The organism is Aeromonas sp. R10-2, from assembly GCF_040908445.1.
Taxonomy (GTDB): domain Bacteria; phylum Pseudomonadota; class Gammaproteobacteria; order Enterobacterales; family Aeromonadaceae; genus Aeromonas; species Aeromonas veronii.
Genome location: NZ_JBFODS010000092.1, coordinates 1 through 15,341 on the forward strand (window position 1 = coordinate 1; position 15,341 = coordinate 15,341).

Consider the following 15,341-nt stretch of genomic DNA (forward strand, 5'->3'; position numbering starts at 1 on the left):
GACGAGGGCACTCCGCTGACCTTCCAGGTGACCCTGAGCAACGGCAGCGACCGTGCGACCAGTTATGACTTCAACCTTGAGGGCATCACTGCAGCGGAGGGTGACTTCGACCGTGCGGGCGTGACCTTCAGCGACAAGGTCACCTACGACGCGAGCACCGGCAAGATCACCGTGCCGGCGGGCGTGACAGACTTCACGGTGACCATCCCGACGGTGAACGATCGTCTGGTCGAGACGAACGAGACCCTCTCGGTGACCATCGGTGGTCAGAGCGGGACCGGTACCATAGTGGACAATGATCGGGCGCCGATGGCGGCTGGCGGCCACAGCGTCGGTGCCGAAGATCAGCCCCAGGTGCTGACCTGGTCCCAGTTTGGTGCCAGCGATGATCAGGCTGCGAGCGATCTCAGCGTGAAGATCGGCACCCTGCCTCTCAGTGGCAAGCTCGAGTATCTCAATGCCGCGGGTCAGTGGGTGACCGTCTCGAGCGGTGCCCTTATCTCTTATGCCGAGGTGAACGCAGGTCATCTGCGCTTCGTGCCAGGTCTGAACGAATCGAGCACCCATGCCGCCAACGGCAACGGCGCCGTGGTCGGCAACATGAAGGGCGACTATGCCAGCATCGGCTATCAGATAAGCGACGGTGCCAACCTAAGCAACGGCAGCAAGCTGGTGATCGATGTGGCGGCGGTGGCCGACAAGCCCACGGTCAACGTCACCCTGATGGGGAATGGCATGCCGTCTTACAGCCAGAGCTTCCCGAGCGCGGGGATCTCCACGGGCCAGTTCCAGTCCGGCAACTTCGACAAGGGGGCCCTCGGGATCACCAAGACCCTGACCGATAGCACTTCTAGTAAGGACTCCGTGGTGGGCGGTGATGGCAACGACTACATCGTGAGCCAGAAGGGGGGCGGCGACCACTTCGTCGGTGGCAACGGCAATGACGTGCTGGTCGGTGGCAACTCAGTGTCGGGCGATACCCTCGACGGCGGCGTTGGAAATGACATTCTGGTCGCTGGGTTGGGTGGCGATACTCTCTATGGCGGTGCTGGTGATAAAGATATCGCTGTACTGTCCGGCAACCGTGCCGACTACGCCATCACAAAGGGCAGCGGATACTCGATCAATGATCGCTGGTTCAACTTCTCGGTCACGGAGAAGGGGGTCGGTATCACCAAGGCGCTGCACGACGTGGAGTATGTCCAGTTCGCCGACGGTGTCTACCAGATCAATCAGGATACGGGCGTGCTGACCCTGGTGCAGCCGGTGGTGGTCGATTATCCGCTGGAGGTGAGTGCCTCCCTGAGCGATCGGGATGGTAGCGAGCAGTTCGACAGCCTGGTGCTGAGCGGCATGCCGCAAAACACCCTGCTCTACAACGGCAACCAGCGGCTGGGCACCGCTGGAGCCGACGGCAAGATCACTCTCACCGCCAGCAGCGGTCTGTGGAGTGCGAGCGCGCTGGATGTGAAGCTGAGCGGGCTGACCCTGCGAGTCCCCGGTAACAGTGCCGGCCAGGTCGATCTCAAGGTTGAGGCTATCGCCAAGGAGGTGGGGACCGATCAGACCAGCTCCGCCACCGACGATGACAGCATCCGCCTGAGCTACTTCAATGCCACCGAAGGTGAACCTGGCGATCAGAACCGGACCTATGGCAGTGAACACAATATCGTGGTGGGGGATCTGGACGGCAGCGTGGTGTTGCCCGGCCAGAACTACAACCTTGCCTTTATGGTCGACAGCTCCGGCAGTATCGGCAGCGATGCCATGAAGACGATAAAGACCCAGCTGGATAAGATTTTCTCCAGCCTCAAGACCAGTGCGGGTAGCGAGGGTGCCGGTACTGTCAACATCATGCTGGTTGACTTCGATACCCTGTCGAACGCCAGCATCAGTGTGAATCTAAAAGACAGCAATGCCCTGAGCCAGCTGCAGTCGGTAATCAACTCCATGAGCAGTGGGGGCGGTACCAACTACGAGGATGCGTTCAAGACGGTGGCCAACTGGTTCAGCAGCTCGACCGTTCAAAGCAACACCAATGCGAAGAACCTAACCTACTTCATCACCGATGGTAAGCCGACCTATTATCTCGGTAGTGAAGGTTCTAATCCGAGGGTGTTGAATTACTGGGGTAGCAGCTATGACGTCTATCTCAACGACGTTATCGGCAGTACATATGTTCCCGGACGCGTCTATAGCGCTGATGGATATACCATTATTGATAGCGCTGGCAATGTGTATGTTAATGGCCGATATAACAACCCGGTCGGCTATATGCGCCCGGATGGTAAGGGTAGGTACACCTACTCGACTCTGGACGGCGATGGTGACTATACCTCCAGCACGACTATCAGCAACTCGGTGGCAGGCTTTGCCTTGCTTACCGCCATGGGGATTTCGGTAGAGGCTATCGGTCTGGGTGCCAACATCTCCTACGAAGACCTCAAGTCCTATGACTCGGACGGCGTCATCATGACCGGTGTCAATGCCAGCGATCTGGCCAATGCCATTCTGGGAACCTCCATCAACAACAAGCCGGGCAGTGACCGGATCGATGGCGGTGCGGGCGACGACATCCTGTTTGGCGACGCGGTACGCTTCACCGGCATCAGCGGGGAAGGGTATGCGGCCATCAAGCAGTATGTGAGCGGCAAGCTGGGGGCCGGGTCGGTGACCGATGCCCAGGTGCATTCCTACATCACGGATCACGCCAGCGAGTTCGATCAGTCGTCGACCAATGACAAGGGTGACACCCTCCTCGGCGGTGATGGCAATGACATCCTGTTCGGTCAGGGGGGCGATGACTTCCTGTTCGGCGGAGCTGGCAACGACATCTTGTTCGGTGGCAGCGGCAACGACACCCTCTATGGGGAGAGCGGCAACGATACCCTGTACGGTGGCAGCGGCAACGATACCCTGTACGGTGGCAGCGGCAACGATACCCTGTACGGTGGCAGCGGCAACGACACCCTGTTTGGCGGTATCGGCGATGATATCCTCAAGGGGGATGATGGATCCGATACCTTCATCTGGCGGAAGGGGGATACCGAGGCTGGCAAGGTGACCAAGGACTACATCGACGATTTCAGCAAGTCGCAAGGGGACAAGCTGGATCTGAGCGACTTGCTCGACAGCGATGGCAGCAAGAGCTCCCTGAAGAGCCTGCTCTCGGTGTTCCAGGACAGCGAAGGGGTGCATCTGCAGGTCAAGGAGAGCAGTGCCGCGCCGGTGACCCAGGAGATAGTGCTGATGAACCACACCTTCGACTCCCTGACGGGCGGTTCTGGAACCACTGCCAACCAGGTGATCGATTACCTGTTAAATCCGTACAATCGCATGCTGGATATCGACAAGTAACCCAGCCAGATGGACACAAAGCGGCAGAGCAATCTGCCGCTTTTTTTATCTTTGCTGGGAAGCGAAATCAGTTGCCTAGGGTGGCGAACAGGCTCTGCTCCAGGGAGCCGCGGGAGACACAGACCGGCTTGATGGACGGGGCCGGTACGCGCTCACCTGAGGATTCAACGAAGAACAACTCGGTGTTGCCCTTGACGTTGACGGTGGCCACGCTGCTGTTGCCGCTCTGGGTGATGATCAGGTTGATCTGCAGGTTCGGGTTGCCCAGTGCAACTTTGGAACCCATGGTGCCGCAGTCCAGCCACTCCAGCCCGTCGGCTGACTGGTTGACGTTGGCGGTCATCAGGCCGGAGCCACGCTGGCTGTTTTCGATGGTGAGGCCGTGATCGGTGAACCACTTCTCGGCGCGAGCCCACACCAGATCCACCGGGATCGCCATTTCCTGAGTATTGTTGGTTGCCTTGGCAATTGGCGGGTTGTAGCGATACTCCTCACCGCCGTTATTGTCACCAGCACAACCAACCAGCAGCAGCGCCAATGCGCTCCCCATAATCTTTTTCATCTTGTTTCTCTCGTCCATATCACCAGGCCATTGGCCAACCGGCGCCTATTATCGCCGGAGCGACAATCTCTGTCAGCAACCATCCAGCGTTCGATGTTATGGGGAGGTAATCGGGGTGCTTTACAAAATTGGTTTGCTATCATAGATTTGCTCGAAATTCCTCCATAAGCACCCCTGTGACCAACATGCTCACCCCGGATCTGCTGCAGCAGATCATCGACCAATTGCCAATGAGTATCTTCTGTCGAGATAGTCATGGGCGTTACCTGTTCGCCAATCGTGAGTTCGCCCGTGAAGCCAAGCTGGAGTCGCCTGCCGAGGTTGTCGGCAAGACAGATGCAGATATGCCCTGGGGCGATCTCTTTCGCAGTGAGGATGAGCAGCTGCTTGCCGGAGGCGTGCCGATGCTGTATCAGCAGCTCCATTGCAACCGGGGCGGGAATACCTGCTGGATGGAGGTGCACAAGGTGCCTCTTTACACCCCGCAGGGAGAGGCGTGCGCAGTGTTTGGCGTGGTTAACGAGATTGCCCAGCGCAAGAGCCTGGAACAAACCGTCAAAAAGCAGCAGTTGTTGCAGCGTTTTCTGCTCGATGCCATTCCTGATCTGATCCGTTTCGATGATCACAACGGGGTGTTGCTGGAGTGCAATCAGGCGTTTCTCGACTTTATCGGCCAGGGGGCGGATGAGGTGCTGGGTCAGCAGCTACCGTTCCGGCTGGCGGCGCCGCAGGGGATGGGCCACGGCGAGTGCTGTCTGCTGGATGCCAGCGGGCAGGGGCGACACATGGAGATCACCCGGGTCGATGTCCCAGATGGTGATGGCCACTCCCTCGGGATCCTGACGCTGGGGCGTGACATCACCGGCCTGCGCACCACTCAGGCGCAGTTGCAGCAGGAGCAGCACTACGACAGTCTGACCGGGTTGCTCAAACTCTCCCGGTTCTTGCAGACCAGCCGCCATCTTGGGGGACGCAGTGCCACGCTGGTGCTGGTCGATCTGCACCATTTTCGTGAAATCAACGATCGCTTCGGGATCCGGATTGCCGATCGCCTGCTGAGCCAGGTGGCCAAGCGGTTGCAGCAGCTGGTACCGCCGCGTTCCCTGCTCTGTCGGGTCGCTGCCGATGACTTCAGCCTGCTGCTGCCGGACTTCAACGAGCCATTGCAGGGGTGGAGCCAGCATCTGCAGCAGCAGTTGATGGAGCACTATCAGGTGGAAGATCACCGCATCCAGATCCCGGTGTTTCTGGGGCTGGCCCAGGGGCGGGCAAGCGATGCCGAGCGGTTGCTCAGTCATGCCGAGGCTGCGCTGGCGCAGGGCAAACGGCAGCAGCAGTACTGCACCCTGTTTGATCCCGAGCTGCATGCCCGGCTCAAGCGACGTCAGCTGATCGCCGCCCAGTTGCCGCTCGCTATCAAGTCCGCCCAGCTGGTTGCCGTCTATCAGCCGATTATCTGTACCCGCACTCACCGACTGCATGGCGCCGAGCTGCTCTGTCGCTGGCCCCATCCCGAGCTTGGGATGATCTCCCCCGACGAATTCATTCCGTTGGCGGAAGAGATGGGGATCATCGGTCAGCTTGGCCAGTTAATGTTGGAGCAGGGCTGTGCCCAGCTGGCGCAGTGGCAAACTGCGCAGCCGGATATGGTGCTCTCCATCAACCTCTCGCCGCTGCAGTTCCGTGATCCGGCGCTCTGTGAGCGGGTCTCAGCCTGCATCGCTCGCCATGGTCTCAAGGCCAGTCAACTGGAGCTGGAGATCACCGAAGGGGTACTGATGGAGAACGCCGACGAGATTGAGACCAACCTCGACAACCTGATTGCCGCCGGTTTTCAGTTGGCCATCGACGACTTTGGTACCGGTTACTGCTCGCTGGCCTATCTGCCGCGTTTGCAGGTGGCGACCCTCAAGCTGGATCGCAGCTTCACTCAGGGGCTCGCCAGCAATAGCGCGACTACCGCTATCGTGCGGTCAGTCATCGGGTTGGGCCATGAGCTGGGGATCCGGATCACGGCCGAAGGGGTAGAGACACCCGAGCAGCAGTTGTGGCTGACCGAGGCGGGGTGTGATCGGCTACAGGGCTATCTGTTCAGTCGCCCCCTGCCGCCGGCGGAGTTCGCTGCCAGCTATCTGGCGTGAGAGATCGTCAGAAACAACAAGGCCACCGCAAGGTGGCCTTGTTGTTTTACGATGGAGGCAGGATCAATCCTGGAAGTAGGTGCCCCAACCATCGTAATCCACCCCGTATTTTTCCAGGATGGGCAGCATCTTGGCGATATCGGCGACGATCGCTTCGACATTCAGCTTGCACTCGATGGTGGCATCGAAGCAGAAGATGGTGGCGCCGTCATCCAGCTCCATCTCTTCGGCATCGGTCACTTCAAAACCGGCCTTGAACAGGTCAACCGCTGCTTTTTCCAGACGGTCGAAATCCTGGCAGGCGAAGTGGTGCTCGATGTCGTAATCCGCATCGGGATTGCTGCCATCGGCCAGCAGTTCGTTGACGATCTCGGTGGTCTCATCACGCCACTCTTGCATATTCAGACTCATGTTGCCTCCAGGCGGTATCATTGCGGCAAAGCATACTCGCAGAGTGGATTCGGCTCAATGCGGCGGACCCACTGAACCTCGAATTTCCATCATATTGGCGCAGCCTGCAGGGTGTTCAGAGGCCAGCAAGTGCATGAAACGGGACTGGAATGGATAATAAATGGTCGCTTCGTTCGGTTGTTGAGCGAACGCACTTTTTATCGTGCCATCATGGTTGACACTCTGCGCTGGAAAGGGTTTAATGCGCGCCGTTGCCCAGATAGCTCAGTCGGTAGAGCAGGGGATTGAAAATCCCCGTGTCGGCGGTTCGATTCCGTCTCTGGGCACCATAATTCCTCCTTAGTTCAGTCGGTAGAACGGCGGACTGTTAATCCGTATGTCACTGGTTCAAGTCCAGTAGGAGGAGCCAAATTCGAAAAGCCCGCTCAATCGAGCGGGCTTTTTCATTTCTAGTTGCTGTTGCATGCGGCCAAAAAGAGCGTCGCGCCACAGGTGGCACTGAACAGCAGCATTCCGGTCTGCAACATGCTGCCAGGGCATGGTTTCTTCTCTCTTTTTCTGGCCCTGATCCACTTCGGTTTCATCACATTCCCTTATCCATTTTGTCGGCCTGAATGGCTGCACTCCTGTACAGGCGAGCCATCTTTGTTGAATGGCGCCATGGCGCCATGGCGTCAATCTCCCCTGCAAAACAATTAATTCAGCACCGTTGAAGAGCGGCTTGTCTGGTGATGTTTCGACCTTTAAGCCATTGTTAACATTTTGGAAAACCGGAGTGACCCTGTGGCTGGGCGAGGATATGATGGGGTCAATGATGTTCCCATCCTGACGGAGAGACCCCAGATGAACAGCCCCTTGAGCTATGTACTGGACGGCATTCATTGCGAGCCGCACTTTTTTACTGTTCCCCTCGATCATGATGAGCCGGATGGTGACAGCATTACCCTGTTTGCCCGTACCCTCTGCCGTAAAGACAAGCTCGATGAGAAGTTGCCCTGGCTGCTGTTTCTGCAAGGTGGGCCGGGATTCGGGGCACCGCGCCCGACGGCCAACAGTGGTTGGCTCAAGCGGGCGTTGCAGGAGTTCCGAGTGCTGCTGCTGGATCAGCGTGGCACCGGGATGTCGAGCTCAATTCACGGGCAGATTCTGGCCAAAATGACACCGACCGAGCAGGCGGAGTATCTCAGCCATTTTCGCGCCGACAGCATAGTGCAAGATGCCGAGTTCATCCGGCAGGAGCTCAGCCCCAAGCATCGCTGGAGCCTGCTGGGTCAGAGCTTTGGCGGCTTTTGCTGCCTGACCTATCTCTCGCTCTTCCCTGATAGCCTGCGGGAGGTCTATATCACCGGCGGCATCGCGCCGATTGGCCGCAGCGCCGAGGAGGTTTACCGCGCCACCTATCAGCGGGTGGCTGACAAGAACCGAGCCTTCTTCGCCCGCTTCCCCCACGCTCAGGGGATTGCCAACCGGTTGGCCAACCATCTGCACCAGCACGATGTGCGGCTGCCCAACGGTCAGCGCCTGACGGTGGAGCAGTTCCAGCAGCAGGGGCTGGATCTCGGTGCTACGGGTGCTTTCGAGGAGCTTTATTACCTGCTGGAAGAGGCCTTTATCGGTGACAAGCTGAGCCCGGCTTTTCTCTATCAGGTGCAGAGCATGCAGCCATTCAATACCAACCCGCTGTTTGCCATTCTGCACGAGGCTATCTACGCCGAAGGGGAGGCGACTCGCTGGGCGGCAGATCGGGTCAGAGGGGAGTTTCCTGCGGTGAACTGGGCGCCTGGTAAGGATTTCGCCTTCACCGGCGAGATGGTTTACCCCTGGATGTTCGAGCAGTTCCGCGAGTTGCTGCCCCTGAAAGAGGCGGCCCATCTGCTGGCCAACAAGGCGGACTGGGGGGCGCTCTATGACCCGGCACAACTGGCCCGCAACCAGGTGCCGGTAGCATGCGCCGTCTATGCCGAGGATATGTATGTGGAGTTTGACTACAGTCGCGAAACCCTGCGTGGCCTTGGCAACAGTCGCGCCTGGATCACCAATGAGTATGAGCACAACGGTTTGCGTGCCGATGGTGAGGCGATTCTTGATCGTCTGATCGCCCTGAATCGGGATCGCTGAATCGTCCGGTAAGGTACAGACAACAGGGGCCACGGCCCCTGTTGTTTTTTATCAGCTTTTTACCTCTGGTTTGGGGGTATCAGGTTGTGACGGTGGGAGTTGTGGCAACACGATCTGCGGCTGCTCACCGGTCAGGCTCTTGAGGTAGGCAGTCATATCTTCGGCTTCCTGATCTGTGAGGCGCTGCCCCAGCTGGATATCAGCCATGATCTGGACTGCCTCCTTCAGATCCCATACTGCACCATCGTGGAAGTAGGGATAAGTCAGCTCGATATTACGCAGGGTGGGTACCTTGAACCAGCCGATGAACTGCTTCTCTCCGGTGACTGCCCCGCGACCCTGAGCCGGGTTGTCCGTTTTGTAACTCTTGACCAGTCCCATCTTCTGATAAGAGTTGCCGCCGATAGCGACCCCGTTGTGGCATGCCGTGCATCCTTTGGCTTTGAACAGTTCATACCCTTTCAGCTGTTGTGCGGTCAGTGCTTTGCTATCCCCTTTCAACCAGCGGTCAAACGGGGCATTGGGGGTAACCAGGGTCTCTTCAAAAGCAGCGATGGCATCGGTGACTTCGTCAATGCCGAAATTGTCCTTGCCATAAACAGCGCTGAAGCGGGTGCGATAACCAGGCAGGGTATGCAGAGTTTCTACCGCCAGATTGTGGGTAAATGCCATCTCCAGCGGGTTGGCTATGGGGCCTGCCGCCTGCTCTTTCAGATCCTTGGCGCGACCATCCCAGAACTGCACGAAGTTGAGGCTGGAGTTGAGTACGGTCGGTGAATTAATAGGGCCCACTTTCCATTTATGGCCGAGTGAGCTGACTTGATTATCCACCCCACCGGTCGCCAGGTTATGGCAGGAGTTACAAGAGATTGCGCCGGATTTGGAGAGTCTTGGCTCGAAAAACAGCATCTTGCCCAACTCGACTTTTTCCGGGTTTGTCACCTTGGCTGGTTCCACGGGCTGTATGGGTTCATTCGCCCAACCGGCACCGGGTAATATCAGTGCCACTAGCAAACAATATTTTCTCATTGCGTCATCTCCCTTGATGCTGTTTATGCCAGCAAGACAAGGATGACGTCAAAGTGCTGCTTATTAATTGATCAAAATCAGGCTTGCTTGATTATTTACAATAAAAACAATCACATATGATTTGTTGGCAAAATGAGGGCAGGATAATTAAGAGGAGAGTATGGAATTAGCATTATGTCTGGATTATGTGCGAAGCAAAGAAAATGAACAGGCGATTAATTAGATTGCTGTCATTGAATAAAGCGATTATTCAATATGCTTTGCCATTCTGCCGTTAAATAAATACCTATCAAATGCATCATTAATAATAAACCGACAGGATGAGCAAATTGTACCCTGCGTTTCAACACCCTCTGTCGTCTTGTTCTTTGGAGCGGCGCCGGATGGTCGTGCTTTTCAATCAAGATAAGGATGTATGATGAGAAAGTCTCTGTTGGCCTGCTCCCTGTTGCTGTGCCCTGTCGTGTTTGCTGCCACCCCCCATTGGGAATATAGCGGTGAGGCGGGGCCTGCCCACTGGGCCAAGCTGACCCCTGAGTTTGGCCAGTGTGCGGGCAGCAATCAGTCGCCGGTTGACCTGAACGGATTGGTCGAGGCCAAACTGGCCCCGCTGGTACTCCACTATCAGGCAGGTGGCAACACAGTGGTCAACAACGGTCACACCGTGCAGGTCGGTTATGCCCCGGGCAGCACCTTGCAACTCGATGGCACCAGGTTTGAACTAAAGCAGTTCCACTTCCACGCCCCGAGTGAAAACCTCATCGAGGGCAAATCCTATCCGCTGGAAGGGCATCTGGTGCACGTCAGTGACAAGGGAGAGATCGCCGTGGTGGCGGTGATGTTCGAGGCTGACAAGGCCAATCCAGCGCTGGCGGCAGCCTGGGGTGAACTACCGGCCAAGGTGGGGGAGATTCACACTCTCAAGGCACCGCTCTCTGCTGAGCAACTGCTGCCCGAGAATCGTGACTACTATCGCTTCAGCGGTTCCCTTACTACGCCTCCCTGCTCGGAAGGAGTGCGCTGGCTGGTGATGAAGCAGCCGGTTGAGGTCAGTCAGGCCCAGATCGACGCCTTCAAGGCGGTGATGCACCACCCCAACAACCGGCCGGTGCAGCCCCTCAATGGGCGCGTGGTACTGCAATAACACAGCGTTGCAATAGCGCTGCAGATAGCAAAAACAACAAAGAGGGCCGCGAGGCCCTCTTTTACATGGCGAGGTATCGGTGTGCAATTAAAGCGCGGCGGCGATGCGGGCGCCAAGGGCCGCGTTGTTCAGTACCAGCTGGATGTTGGCCGCCAGCGAGTTGCCGCCAGTCAGCTCGCAGACGCGGGCCAGCAGGAAGGGGGTTGACGCCTTGCCCTTGATCCCCTGCTCGTCCGCTTCATGGAGCGCCCGGGCAATGGCTGCGTCGATATCGGCTTTCGGCATGGCGTGTGCGGTCTGGATGGGGTTGGCCACCACGGCGCCGCCCGCCAGTCCCAGCTCCCACTTGAGGCGCAGCGCCTCTGCGATGGCCGCCGGACTCTCCAGTCGATAATCAACCTTGAAGCCGCTCTCGCGGGTGTAGAAGGCGGGCAACTCTTCGGTCTGATAGCCGATCACCGGCACCCCTTGCGTCTCCAGATACTCCAGAGTCAGCCCGATATCGAGGATCGACTTGGCACCGGCGCAGACTACGGCCACCGGCGTCTGGGCCAGCTCCTGCAGGTCGGCCGATATATCGAAGGTCTCCTGCGCGCCGCGATGTACCCCGCCGATCCCACCGGTGGCAAAGACCCGGATCCCCGCCATGGCAGCGATGATCATGGTCGAGGCGACCGTGGTGGCCCCCATCCCCTTGCGCGCCAGTACGAACGGAATGTCGCGGCGGCTGCACTTGGTCACGCTGTGGCCTGCCCGGCCGAGCGCTTCCAGCGCACCGGCATCCAGACCCACCTTGAGGCGGCCGTCGAGGATGGCGATGGTGGCCGGAATGGCGCCGTTATCGCGCACCACCTGCTCCACCTGACGGGCCGTCTCCACGTTCTGCGGATAGGGCATGCCGTGGGAGATGATGGTTGATTCTAGGGCGACGACCGGTTTGCCGGCGGCCAGCGCGGCAGCCACTTCCGGTTGGATATCGAGGTAAGCGTTCAGCATGAGTACTCCTCCAGTATGCGGTCAACGGCGGTCTTGCAGAGACCGGAAAAAACGGTATCGGAACAATTGACGGTGAGGGCGGCGCAGCCCAGGGCAAAGCGGGTGGTCTGGGCAATGTCGAGCTCTTGCAGCCAGGCGTGGGCGAGGCCAGCCATAAAGGCATCCCCGCCGCCGGTGACGTTGAGTACCGGACTGCCCAGCACCGGCAGGTGGCCCTGCTGCTCGCCATCGCTGTAGAAGATCCCCTGTTCACCCAGACTGAGGAACAGTCGCTTGACCCCGGCGCGGTGGAACCAGGCGGCCACCATGGGCCAGGTTTCGGGCCCGGCGATGGTCATACCGCACAGCTGCTCGGCTTCACTGCGATTGGGTTTGAGGGTGTGGATCTTGCCGAGCCAGGGGCGGATCTTCTCCACCTTGGCCACCGAAACGGTATCGACAAAGATGGCGTGCTCCCCCTGTCGCTCGAACAGCCAGTCGAGGGTGTGGATGGCCAGATTGGTGTCGAGCACCCAAAGCCGGGCACCGCCGAGAAAGCCTGCGAGGGGGGTCAGGCGGGCTGGGGTGAGCTGCTCTATGATGGCCATGTCGTTGATGGCGCAGCTCATTTCGCCGCTACCATCATGCAGGCTGAGATAACAGGAGGTGGCGTGACCATCGAGCACCAGAGTCTGGCGCACATCGACGCCGGCCCGCTGGCTCACTTCCAATAGATGGTGGCCATACTGGTCGTTGCCGACCGCTGTCAGCAGCCGGGTGTCGCTGCCGAGCCGCGCCAGATTCTCGGCGATATTGCGGCCGACACCGCCTGCCGAGGTGCGCACCTTGCCCGGGTTGGAGTCGCCGAGCAACAGGTTGTCATGGCTGGTGCCGCAAATATCCATATTGGCACCGCCGATCACCACCACGTAGGGGCCCTCTCGCAGTACATAACCTCTGCCTTGCACATATCCCTGCCGGATCAGGCTGGAGATGTGGCTGGCCAGCGCAGAGCGGCTGATGCCAAGGCGATCGGCCAGCTCCTGCTGGGCAATCATGGGATCCTGACGCAGCAGGGCGAGGATCTCTTGTTCACGCTCAGTCATAGACAAACATCCATTTGTAAACGTTTGTCCATTATTGCTGGGAAACGTTTGCTGGCTATCGGCTTGTACAAAATTTGTCGGCTTGCGCACAAAAAATCGACATTCAAAGCTGGGTTGGCAAGCGGTTTAGCCGGGGAGGGGACTTTTAACGGGTCGGTGGCCCTGCAACGGCTTATAATGGCCGCCGCAAGATGAGGAGAGATGATGGAAAAGAGTGCATTCTGCTGCGTGGGGCTGGTCAATCCCAAGTCTCCGGAAAATGTCGGCTCAGTGATGCGGGCTGCGGGTTGTTACGGGGTGGATGAGGTCTACTACACCGGCAACCGCTTCGAGCTGGCGCGCCGCTTTGCCACTGATACCAAGCAGATGGTGGAGAAGATCCCGCTGCTCGGGGTGGATGATCTGATGGCGTTTATCCCGCAGGGATGTGTGCCCGTGGTGGTCGATTTGATCGACGGCGCTACGCCGCTCCCCGACTATGTCCATCCGGAACGCGCTTTTTATATCTTCGGGCCGGAGGATGGCACGCTCGATCCCGCCCTCTATGGCGCGGTGAAAGATGTGGTCTATGTGCCGACCCGGGGTTGCATGAATCTGGCCGCCTCGGTCAATGTGATCCTCTATGACCGTTTGGCGAAGGGGTTCCGGCAACCCTGAGTTGTGGCGTGGCTACGGTGACTCAAACCACAATGGAAAGGTGTTGCTTATGGGCAGGTTGCTGGCGGTGGCCGCTGTTGACGGGGCTGCGGCATCCTTCTCTTTCCCCTATGGTGGGATCAGTTTTCGCCGGTCTTGACCGCCTGCTCCTCGAGAAAGTCGCGATAGTAGTCATAGAGGTGATAATGGCGATATATCTCGGCCAGCGTGCCGCGACGGATCAGATTCACCATCTCCTGATCCCACAGCTGCAGTAGCCGGTCGCCCTGCTCGGTATCGGCAAAAATGGGGTAAGTCGGGATCCAGCGCAAAATGGTGCGGTACATATTGGCCGGGGTCTCATCGGTAGAATGGAGCACGCCAGCGGTCAGGTAATAGCGATAGCGCCCCTTGCCAATCAGCTGCAGGGCCATCTCATGGTTGTCGATCTCATGCCATCGCATGGTGACCGGAAGATATTTATCCAGCACCCATCCTCGCCGCCAGAGGACGGTCTCGCCTTCCAGACTGCGCTCTCCCCGCCATTGCGGCTGCCACTGCTTGAGCATGAAGACGGTCAGATCATCGGCGGAGGCTGGCTGATGGGGCTGCCTGACCCCCTTGAGCTCGTCCAGATAGACACTCATCGCCATATCCCCCTCTTGCCTGGCTACCATGGCGACGGCACGTTTGTAGGGCACGATATGGGGCACGATCTGATAGCCGTGGGGTTGGTAGATGGTTCGCACCAGATCGAGATAGATACCGCGGCCATCCGGTTGGCAGAAACCGGGCCAGCCATCGCAATAGACGTGAATATCGGCTGTGCGAGCGTGGGCGATCGCACACAGAGAGCAAAGCAGCAAACAACCGATGCGCAGCATGGTCAGCATTATCCTCGCAGGGGTGAGGAGAGCATTTATCACCTGATTTATACCATGCATTGATCGCGGCGGGCGGAGAAAACATCCCGCATCTCCATTTTGCGACAGGGTCGAGGGTTATTTGCGGTCGGATCGTTATGATCGAGTAAAGATTCAATAGCACCCCAATCAGTAGAGGAGACTGCATTATGCCATCGATCAAGACTCTGCTCTGTCCAGTCGATTTTTCCCAAATGTCTCGCGCGGTACTCGACTATGCCGTTTTCATGGCACAGAGCCATCAGGCCCAGCTCAAGCTGATCCACGTGGTTGATCAACTGCACGGTTTTGACAGTTACAAGATCCTTCATATGACGGCCATCGAGATTACTCACGAGATGGAGCGTCAGGCCAGAACCCAGCTCAAAGAGCTGGTTGCCACCCTGCCGATCCCGGCTACCTTTGATATTCGCTTTGGCCGCGCCGCCGATGAAATTGTCATTCAGGCCAAGGAGGATGAGGTTGAGCTGATCGTGATGGGCAGCCACGGTCGCTCCGGTATCAGCCATCTGCTGGTAGGTAGTGTCGCCGAGTCTGTGGTGCGTCATGCACCCTGCCCGGTACTGGTGGTGCGCCAATAACGCGCCACGTTTAGTGTGAAAAGCGTAACAAACAAGGCCAGCGATTGCTGGCCTTGCGTTATCTGGTGTTGTGCCCGTTAGCCGTGAGCGTAGATGACACTCCCTCCCTTGATGGTATCTATGATGGCTCTGGCCTGCTCTTTGGGCAGGGCGGGGCAACCCCAGCTGCGGCCCAGCTTGTCATATTTGCGCAGATGGGTCGGGCTGGCATAGGCGGCGCCATGCACCACGATGGCACGCTTGCGGGCATTGCTGTTCTTGCCGGGGTAATCCCCCCGAAAAACTGGGGTGCTCATAAGTAGAATTTTCTCGTATCTTGAACGCAGGAGGTTCTACATGAAAACATCACGCTTTAGCG

13 protein-coding genes, 2 tRNA genes and 1 pseudogene are annotated in these 15,341 nt (G+C 58.2%); 8 read left to right on the top strand and 8 right to left on the bottom strand.

The window, feature by feature from the left end; translation table 11 throughout:
* On the top strand, positions 1-3,357 hold a 3,357-nt coding region (locus AB5Y97_RS18205; protein ID WP_368158648.1), incomplete at its 5' end, for a type I secretion C-terminal target domain-containing protein.
* A gap of 67 nt (positions 3,358-3,424) precedes the next feature.
* Here the strand turns inward: AB5Y97_RS18205 and AB5Y97_RS18210 are convergent.
* Positions 3,425-3,919, bottom strand: coding sequence for a hypothetical protein (locus tag AB5Y97_RS18210; RefSeq protein ID WP_042060865.1), 495 nt, complete (start codon positions 3,917-3,919; stop codon positions 3,425-3,427).
* Positions 3,920-4,104: 185 nt separating this feature from the next.
* Between AB5Y97_RS18210 and AB5Y97_RS18215 the strand changes: the two genes are divergently transcribed.
* A complete protein-coding gene (locus AB5Y97_RS18215; RefSeq protein WP_005335328.1) occupies positions 4,105-6,060 on the top strand; it encodes an EAL domain-containing protein in 1,956 nt (651 codons plus the stop codon).
* Between the two features lie 63 nt (positions 6,061-6,123).
* On the opposite strand, the gene rraB is transcribed toward AB5Y97_RS18215, so the two are convergent.
* Complete coding sequence (gene rraB, locus AB5Y97_RS18220) at positions 6,124-6,459, bottom strand: ribonuclease E inhibitor RraB (protein WP_026034893.1); 336 nt, start codon at positions 6,457-6,459, stop codon at positions 6,124-6,126.
* A gap of 265 nt (positions 6,460-6,724) precedes the next feature.
* Between rraB and AB5Y97_RS18225 the strand changes: the two genes are divergently transcribed.
* Positions 6,725-6,800 (top strand) — tRNA-Phe (locus AB5Y97_RS18225).
* Positions 6,801-6,804: 4 nt separating this feature from the next.
* A tRNA-Asn gene (locus AB5Y97_RS18230) sits at positions 6,805-6,880 on the top strand.
* Here AB5Y97_RS18230 and AB5Y97_RS18235 read toward each other — a convergent pair.
* Complete coding sequence (locus AB5Y97_RS18235; RefSeq protein WP_162628398.1) at positions 6,859-7,353, bottom strand: hypothetical protein; 495 nt, start codon at positions 7,351-7,353, stop codon at positions 6,859-6,861. The two genes, AB5Y97_RS18230 and AB5Y97_RS18235, sit on opposite strands and share 22 nt — an antisense overlap.
* Here AB5Y97_RS18235 and AB5Y97_RS18240 point away from each other — a divergent pair.
* Positions 7,315-8,589, top strand: a complete 1,275-nt coding sequence (locus AB5Y97_RS18240; protein ID WP_368158650.1) for an alpha/beta fold hydrolase — start codon at positions 7,315-7,317, stop codon at positions 8,587-8,589. The genes AB5Y97_RS18235 and AB5Y97_RS18240 overlap by 39 nt on opposite strands.
* 51 nt (positions 8,590-8,640) lie before the next feature.
* On the opposite strand, the gene AB5Y97_RS18245 is transcribed toward AB5Y97_RS18240, so the two are convergent.
* Positions 8,641-9,618 carry a cytochrome-c peroxidase gene (locus AB5Y97_RS18245; protein WP_064339529.1) on the bottom strand — a complete coding sequence of 326 codons (978 nt, stop codon included), beginning with the start codon at positions 9,616-9,618 and terminating at the stop codon, positions 8,641-8,643.
* 418 nt (positions 9,619-10,036) lie between these two features.
* Here AB5Y97_RS18245 and AB5Y97_RS18250 point away from each other — a divergent pair, with 418 nt between their 5' ends.
* On the top strand, positions 10,037-10,762 hold the full coding sequence (locus AB5Y97_RS18250; protein ID WP_259588982.1) for a carbonic anhydrase: 726 nt from the start codon (positions 10,037-10,039) through the stop codon (positions 10,760-10,762).
* Positions 10,763-10,849: 87 nt separating this feature from the next.
* On the opposite strand, the gene AB5Y97_RS18255 is transcribed toward AB5Y97_RS18250, so the two are convergent.
* Together AB5Y97_RS18255 and AB5Y97_RS18260 are read right to left on the bottom strand one after the other, a co-directional pair.
* Positions 10,850-11,758, bottom strand: coding sequence for a pseudouridine-5'-phosphate glycosidase (locus AB5Y97_RS18255; protein WP_236303088.1), 909 nt, complete (start codon positions 11,756-11,758; stop codon positions 10,850-10,852).
* On the bottom strand, positions 11,752-12,843 hold the full coding sequence (locus AB5Y97_RS18260) for a PfkB family carbohydrate kinase (RefSeq protein WP_236303089.1): 1,092 nt from the start codon (positions 12,841-12,843) through the stop codon (positions 11,752-11,754). Before AB5Y97_RS18260 ends, AB5Y97_RS18255 begins: the two co-directional genes overlap by 7 nt.
* 204 nt (positions 12,844-13,047) lie before the next feature.
* Here AB5Y97_RS18260 and AB5Y97_RS18265 point away from each other — a divergent pair, with 204 nt between their 5' ends.
* Positions 13,048-13,500: an RNA methyltransferase gene (locus AB5Y97_RS18265; protein ID WP_043820904.1), complete on the top strand. Its 453-nt coding sequence runs from the start codon at positions 13,048-13,050 to the stop codon at positions 13,498-13,500.
* 119 nt (positions 13,501-13,619) lie between these two features.
* Here the strand turns inward: AB5Y97_RS18265 and AB5Y97_RS18270 are convergent, their stop codons facing one another.
* Complete coding sequence (locus tag AB5Y97_RS18270; protein ID WP_103250470.1) at positions 13,620-14,363, bottom strand: hypothetical protein; 744 nt, start codon at positions 14,361-14,363, stop codon at positions 13,620-13,622.
* Between the two features lie 188 nt (positions 14,364-14,551).
* Between AB5Y97_RS18270 and AB5Y97_RS18275 the strand changes: the two genes are divergently transcribed.
* Positions 14,552-14,983, top strand: a complete 432-nt coding sequence (locus AB5Y97_RS18275) for a universal stress protein (protein WP_005335309.1) — start codon at positions 14,552-14,554, stop codon at positions 14,981-14,983.
* Between the two features lie 77 nt (positions 14,984-15,060).
* On the opposite strand, the pseudogene AB5Y97_RS18280 reads toward AB5Y97_RS18275, so the two are convergent.
* Positions 15,061-15,249: pseudogene (locus tag AB5Y97_RS18280) on the bottom strand (murein L,D-transpeptidase catalytic domain-containing protein); the annotation flags it as partial.
* Positions 15,250-15,341 lie beyond the last annotated feature (92 nt).

Bases quoted from the DNA above. Each gene is read 5' to 3' on its own strand.
- AB5Y97_RS18210 (WP_042060865.1), bottom strand. From the start codon at position 3,919: ATGAAAAAGATTATGGGGAGCGCATTGGCGCTGCTGCTGGTTGGTTGT.
- AB5Y97_RS18215 (WP_005335328.1), top strand. From the start codon at position 4,105: ATGCTCACCCCGGATCTGCTGCAGCAGATCATCGACCAATTGCCAATG.
- rraB (WP_026034893.1), bottom strand. From the start codon at position 6,459: ATGCAAGAGTGGCGTGATGAGACCACCGAGATCGTCAACGAACTGCTG.
- AB5Y97_RS18240 (WP_368158650.1), top strand. From the start codon at position 7,315: ATGAACAGCCCCTTGAGCTATGTACTGGACGGCATTCATTGCGAGCCG.
- AB5Y97_RS18235 (WP_162628398.1), bottom strand. From the start codon at position 7,353: ATGAATGCCGTCCAGTACATAGCTCAAGGGGCTGTTCATCTGGGGTCT.
- AB5Y97_RS18245 (WP_064339529.1), bottom strand. From the start codon at position 9,618: ATGAGAAAATATTGTTTGCTAGTGGCACTGATATTACCCGGTGCCGGT.
- AB5Y97_RS18250 (WP_259588982.1), top strand. From the start codon at position 10,037: ATGAGAAAGTCTCTGTTGGCCTGCTCCCTGTTGCTGTGCCCTGTCGTG.
- AB5Y97_RS18255 (WP_236303088.1), bottom strand. From the start codon at position 11,758: ATGCTGAACGCTTACCTCGATATCCAACCGGAAGTGGCTGCCGCGCTG.
- AB5Y97_RS18260 (WP_236303089.1), bottom strand. From the start codon at position 12,843: ATGACTGAGCGTGAACAAGAGATCCTCGCCCTGCTGCGTCAGGATCCC.
- AB5Y97_RS18265 (WP_043820904.1), top strand. From the start codon at position 13,048: ATGGAAAAGAGTGCATTCTGCTGCGTGGGGCTGGTCAATCCCAAGTCT.
- AB5Y97_RS18270 (WP_103250470.1), bottom strand. From the start codon at position 14,363: ATGCTGCGCATCGGTTGTTTGCTGCTTTGCTCTCTGTGTGCGATCGCC.
- AB5Y97_RS18275 (WP_005335309.1), top strand. From the start codon at position 14,552: ATGCCATCGATCAAGACTCTGCTCTGTCCAGTCGATTTTTCCCAAATG.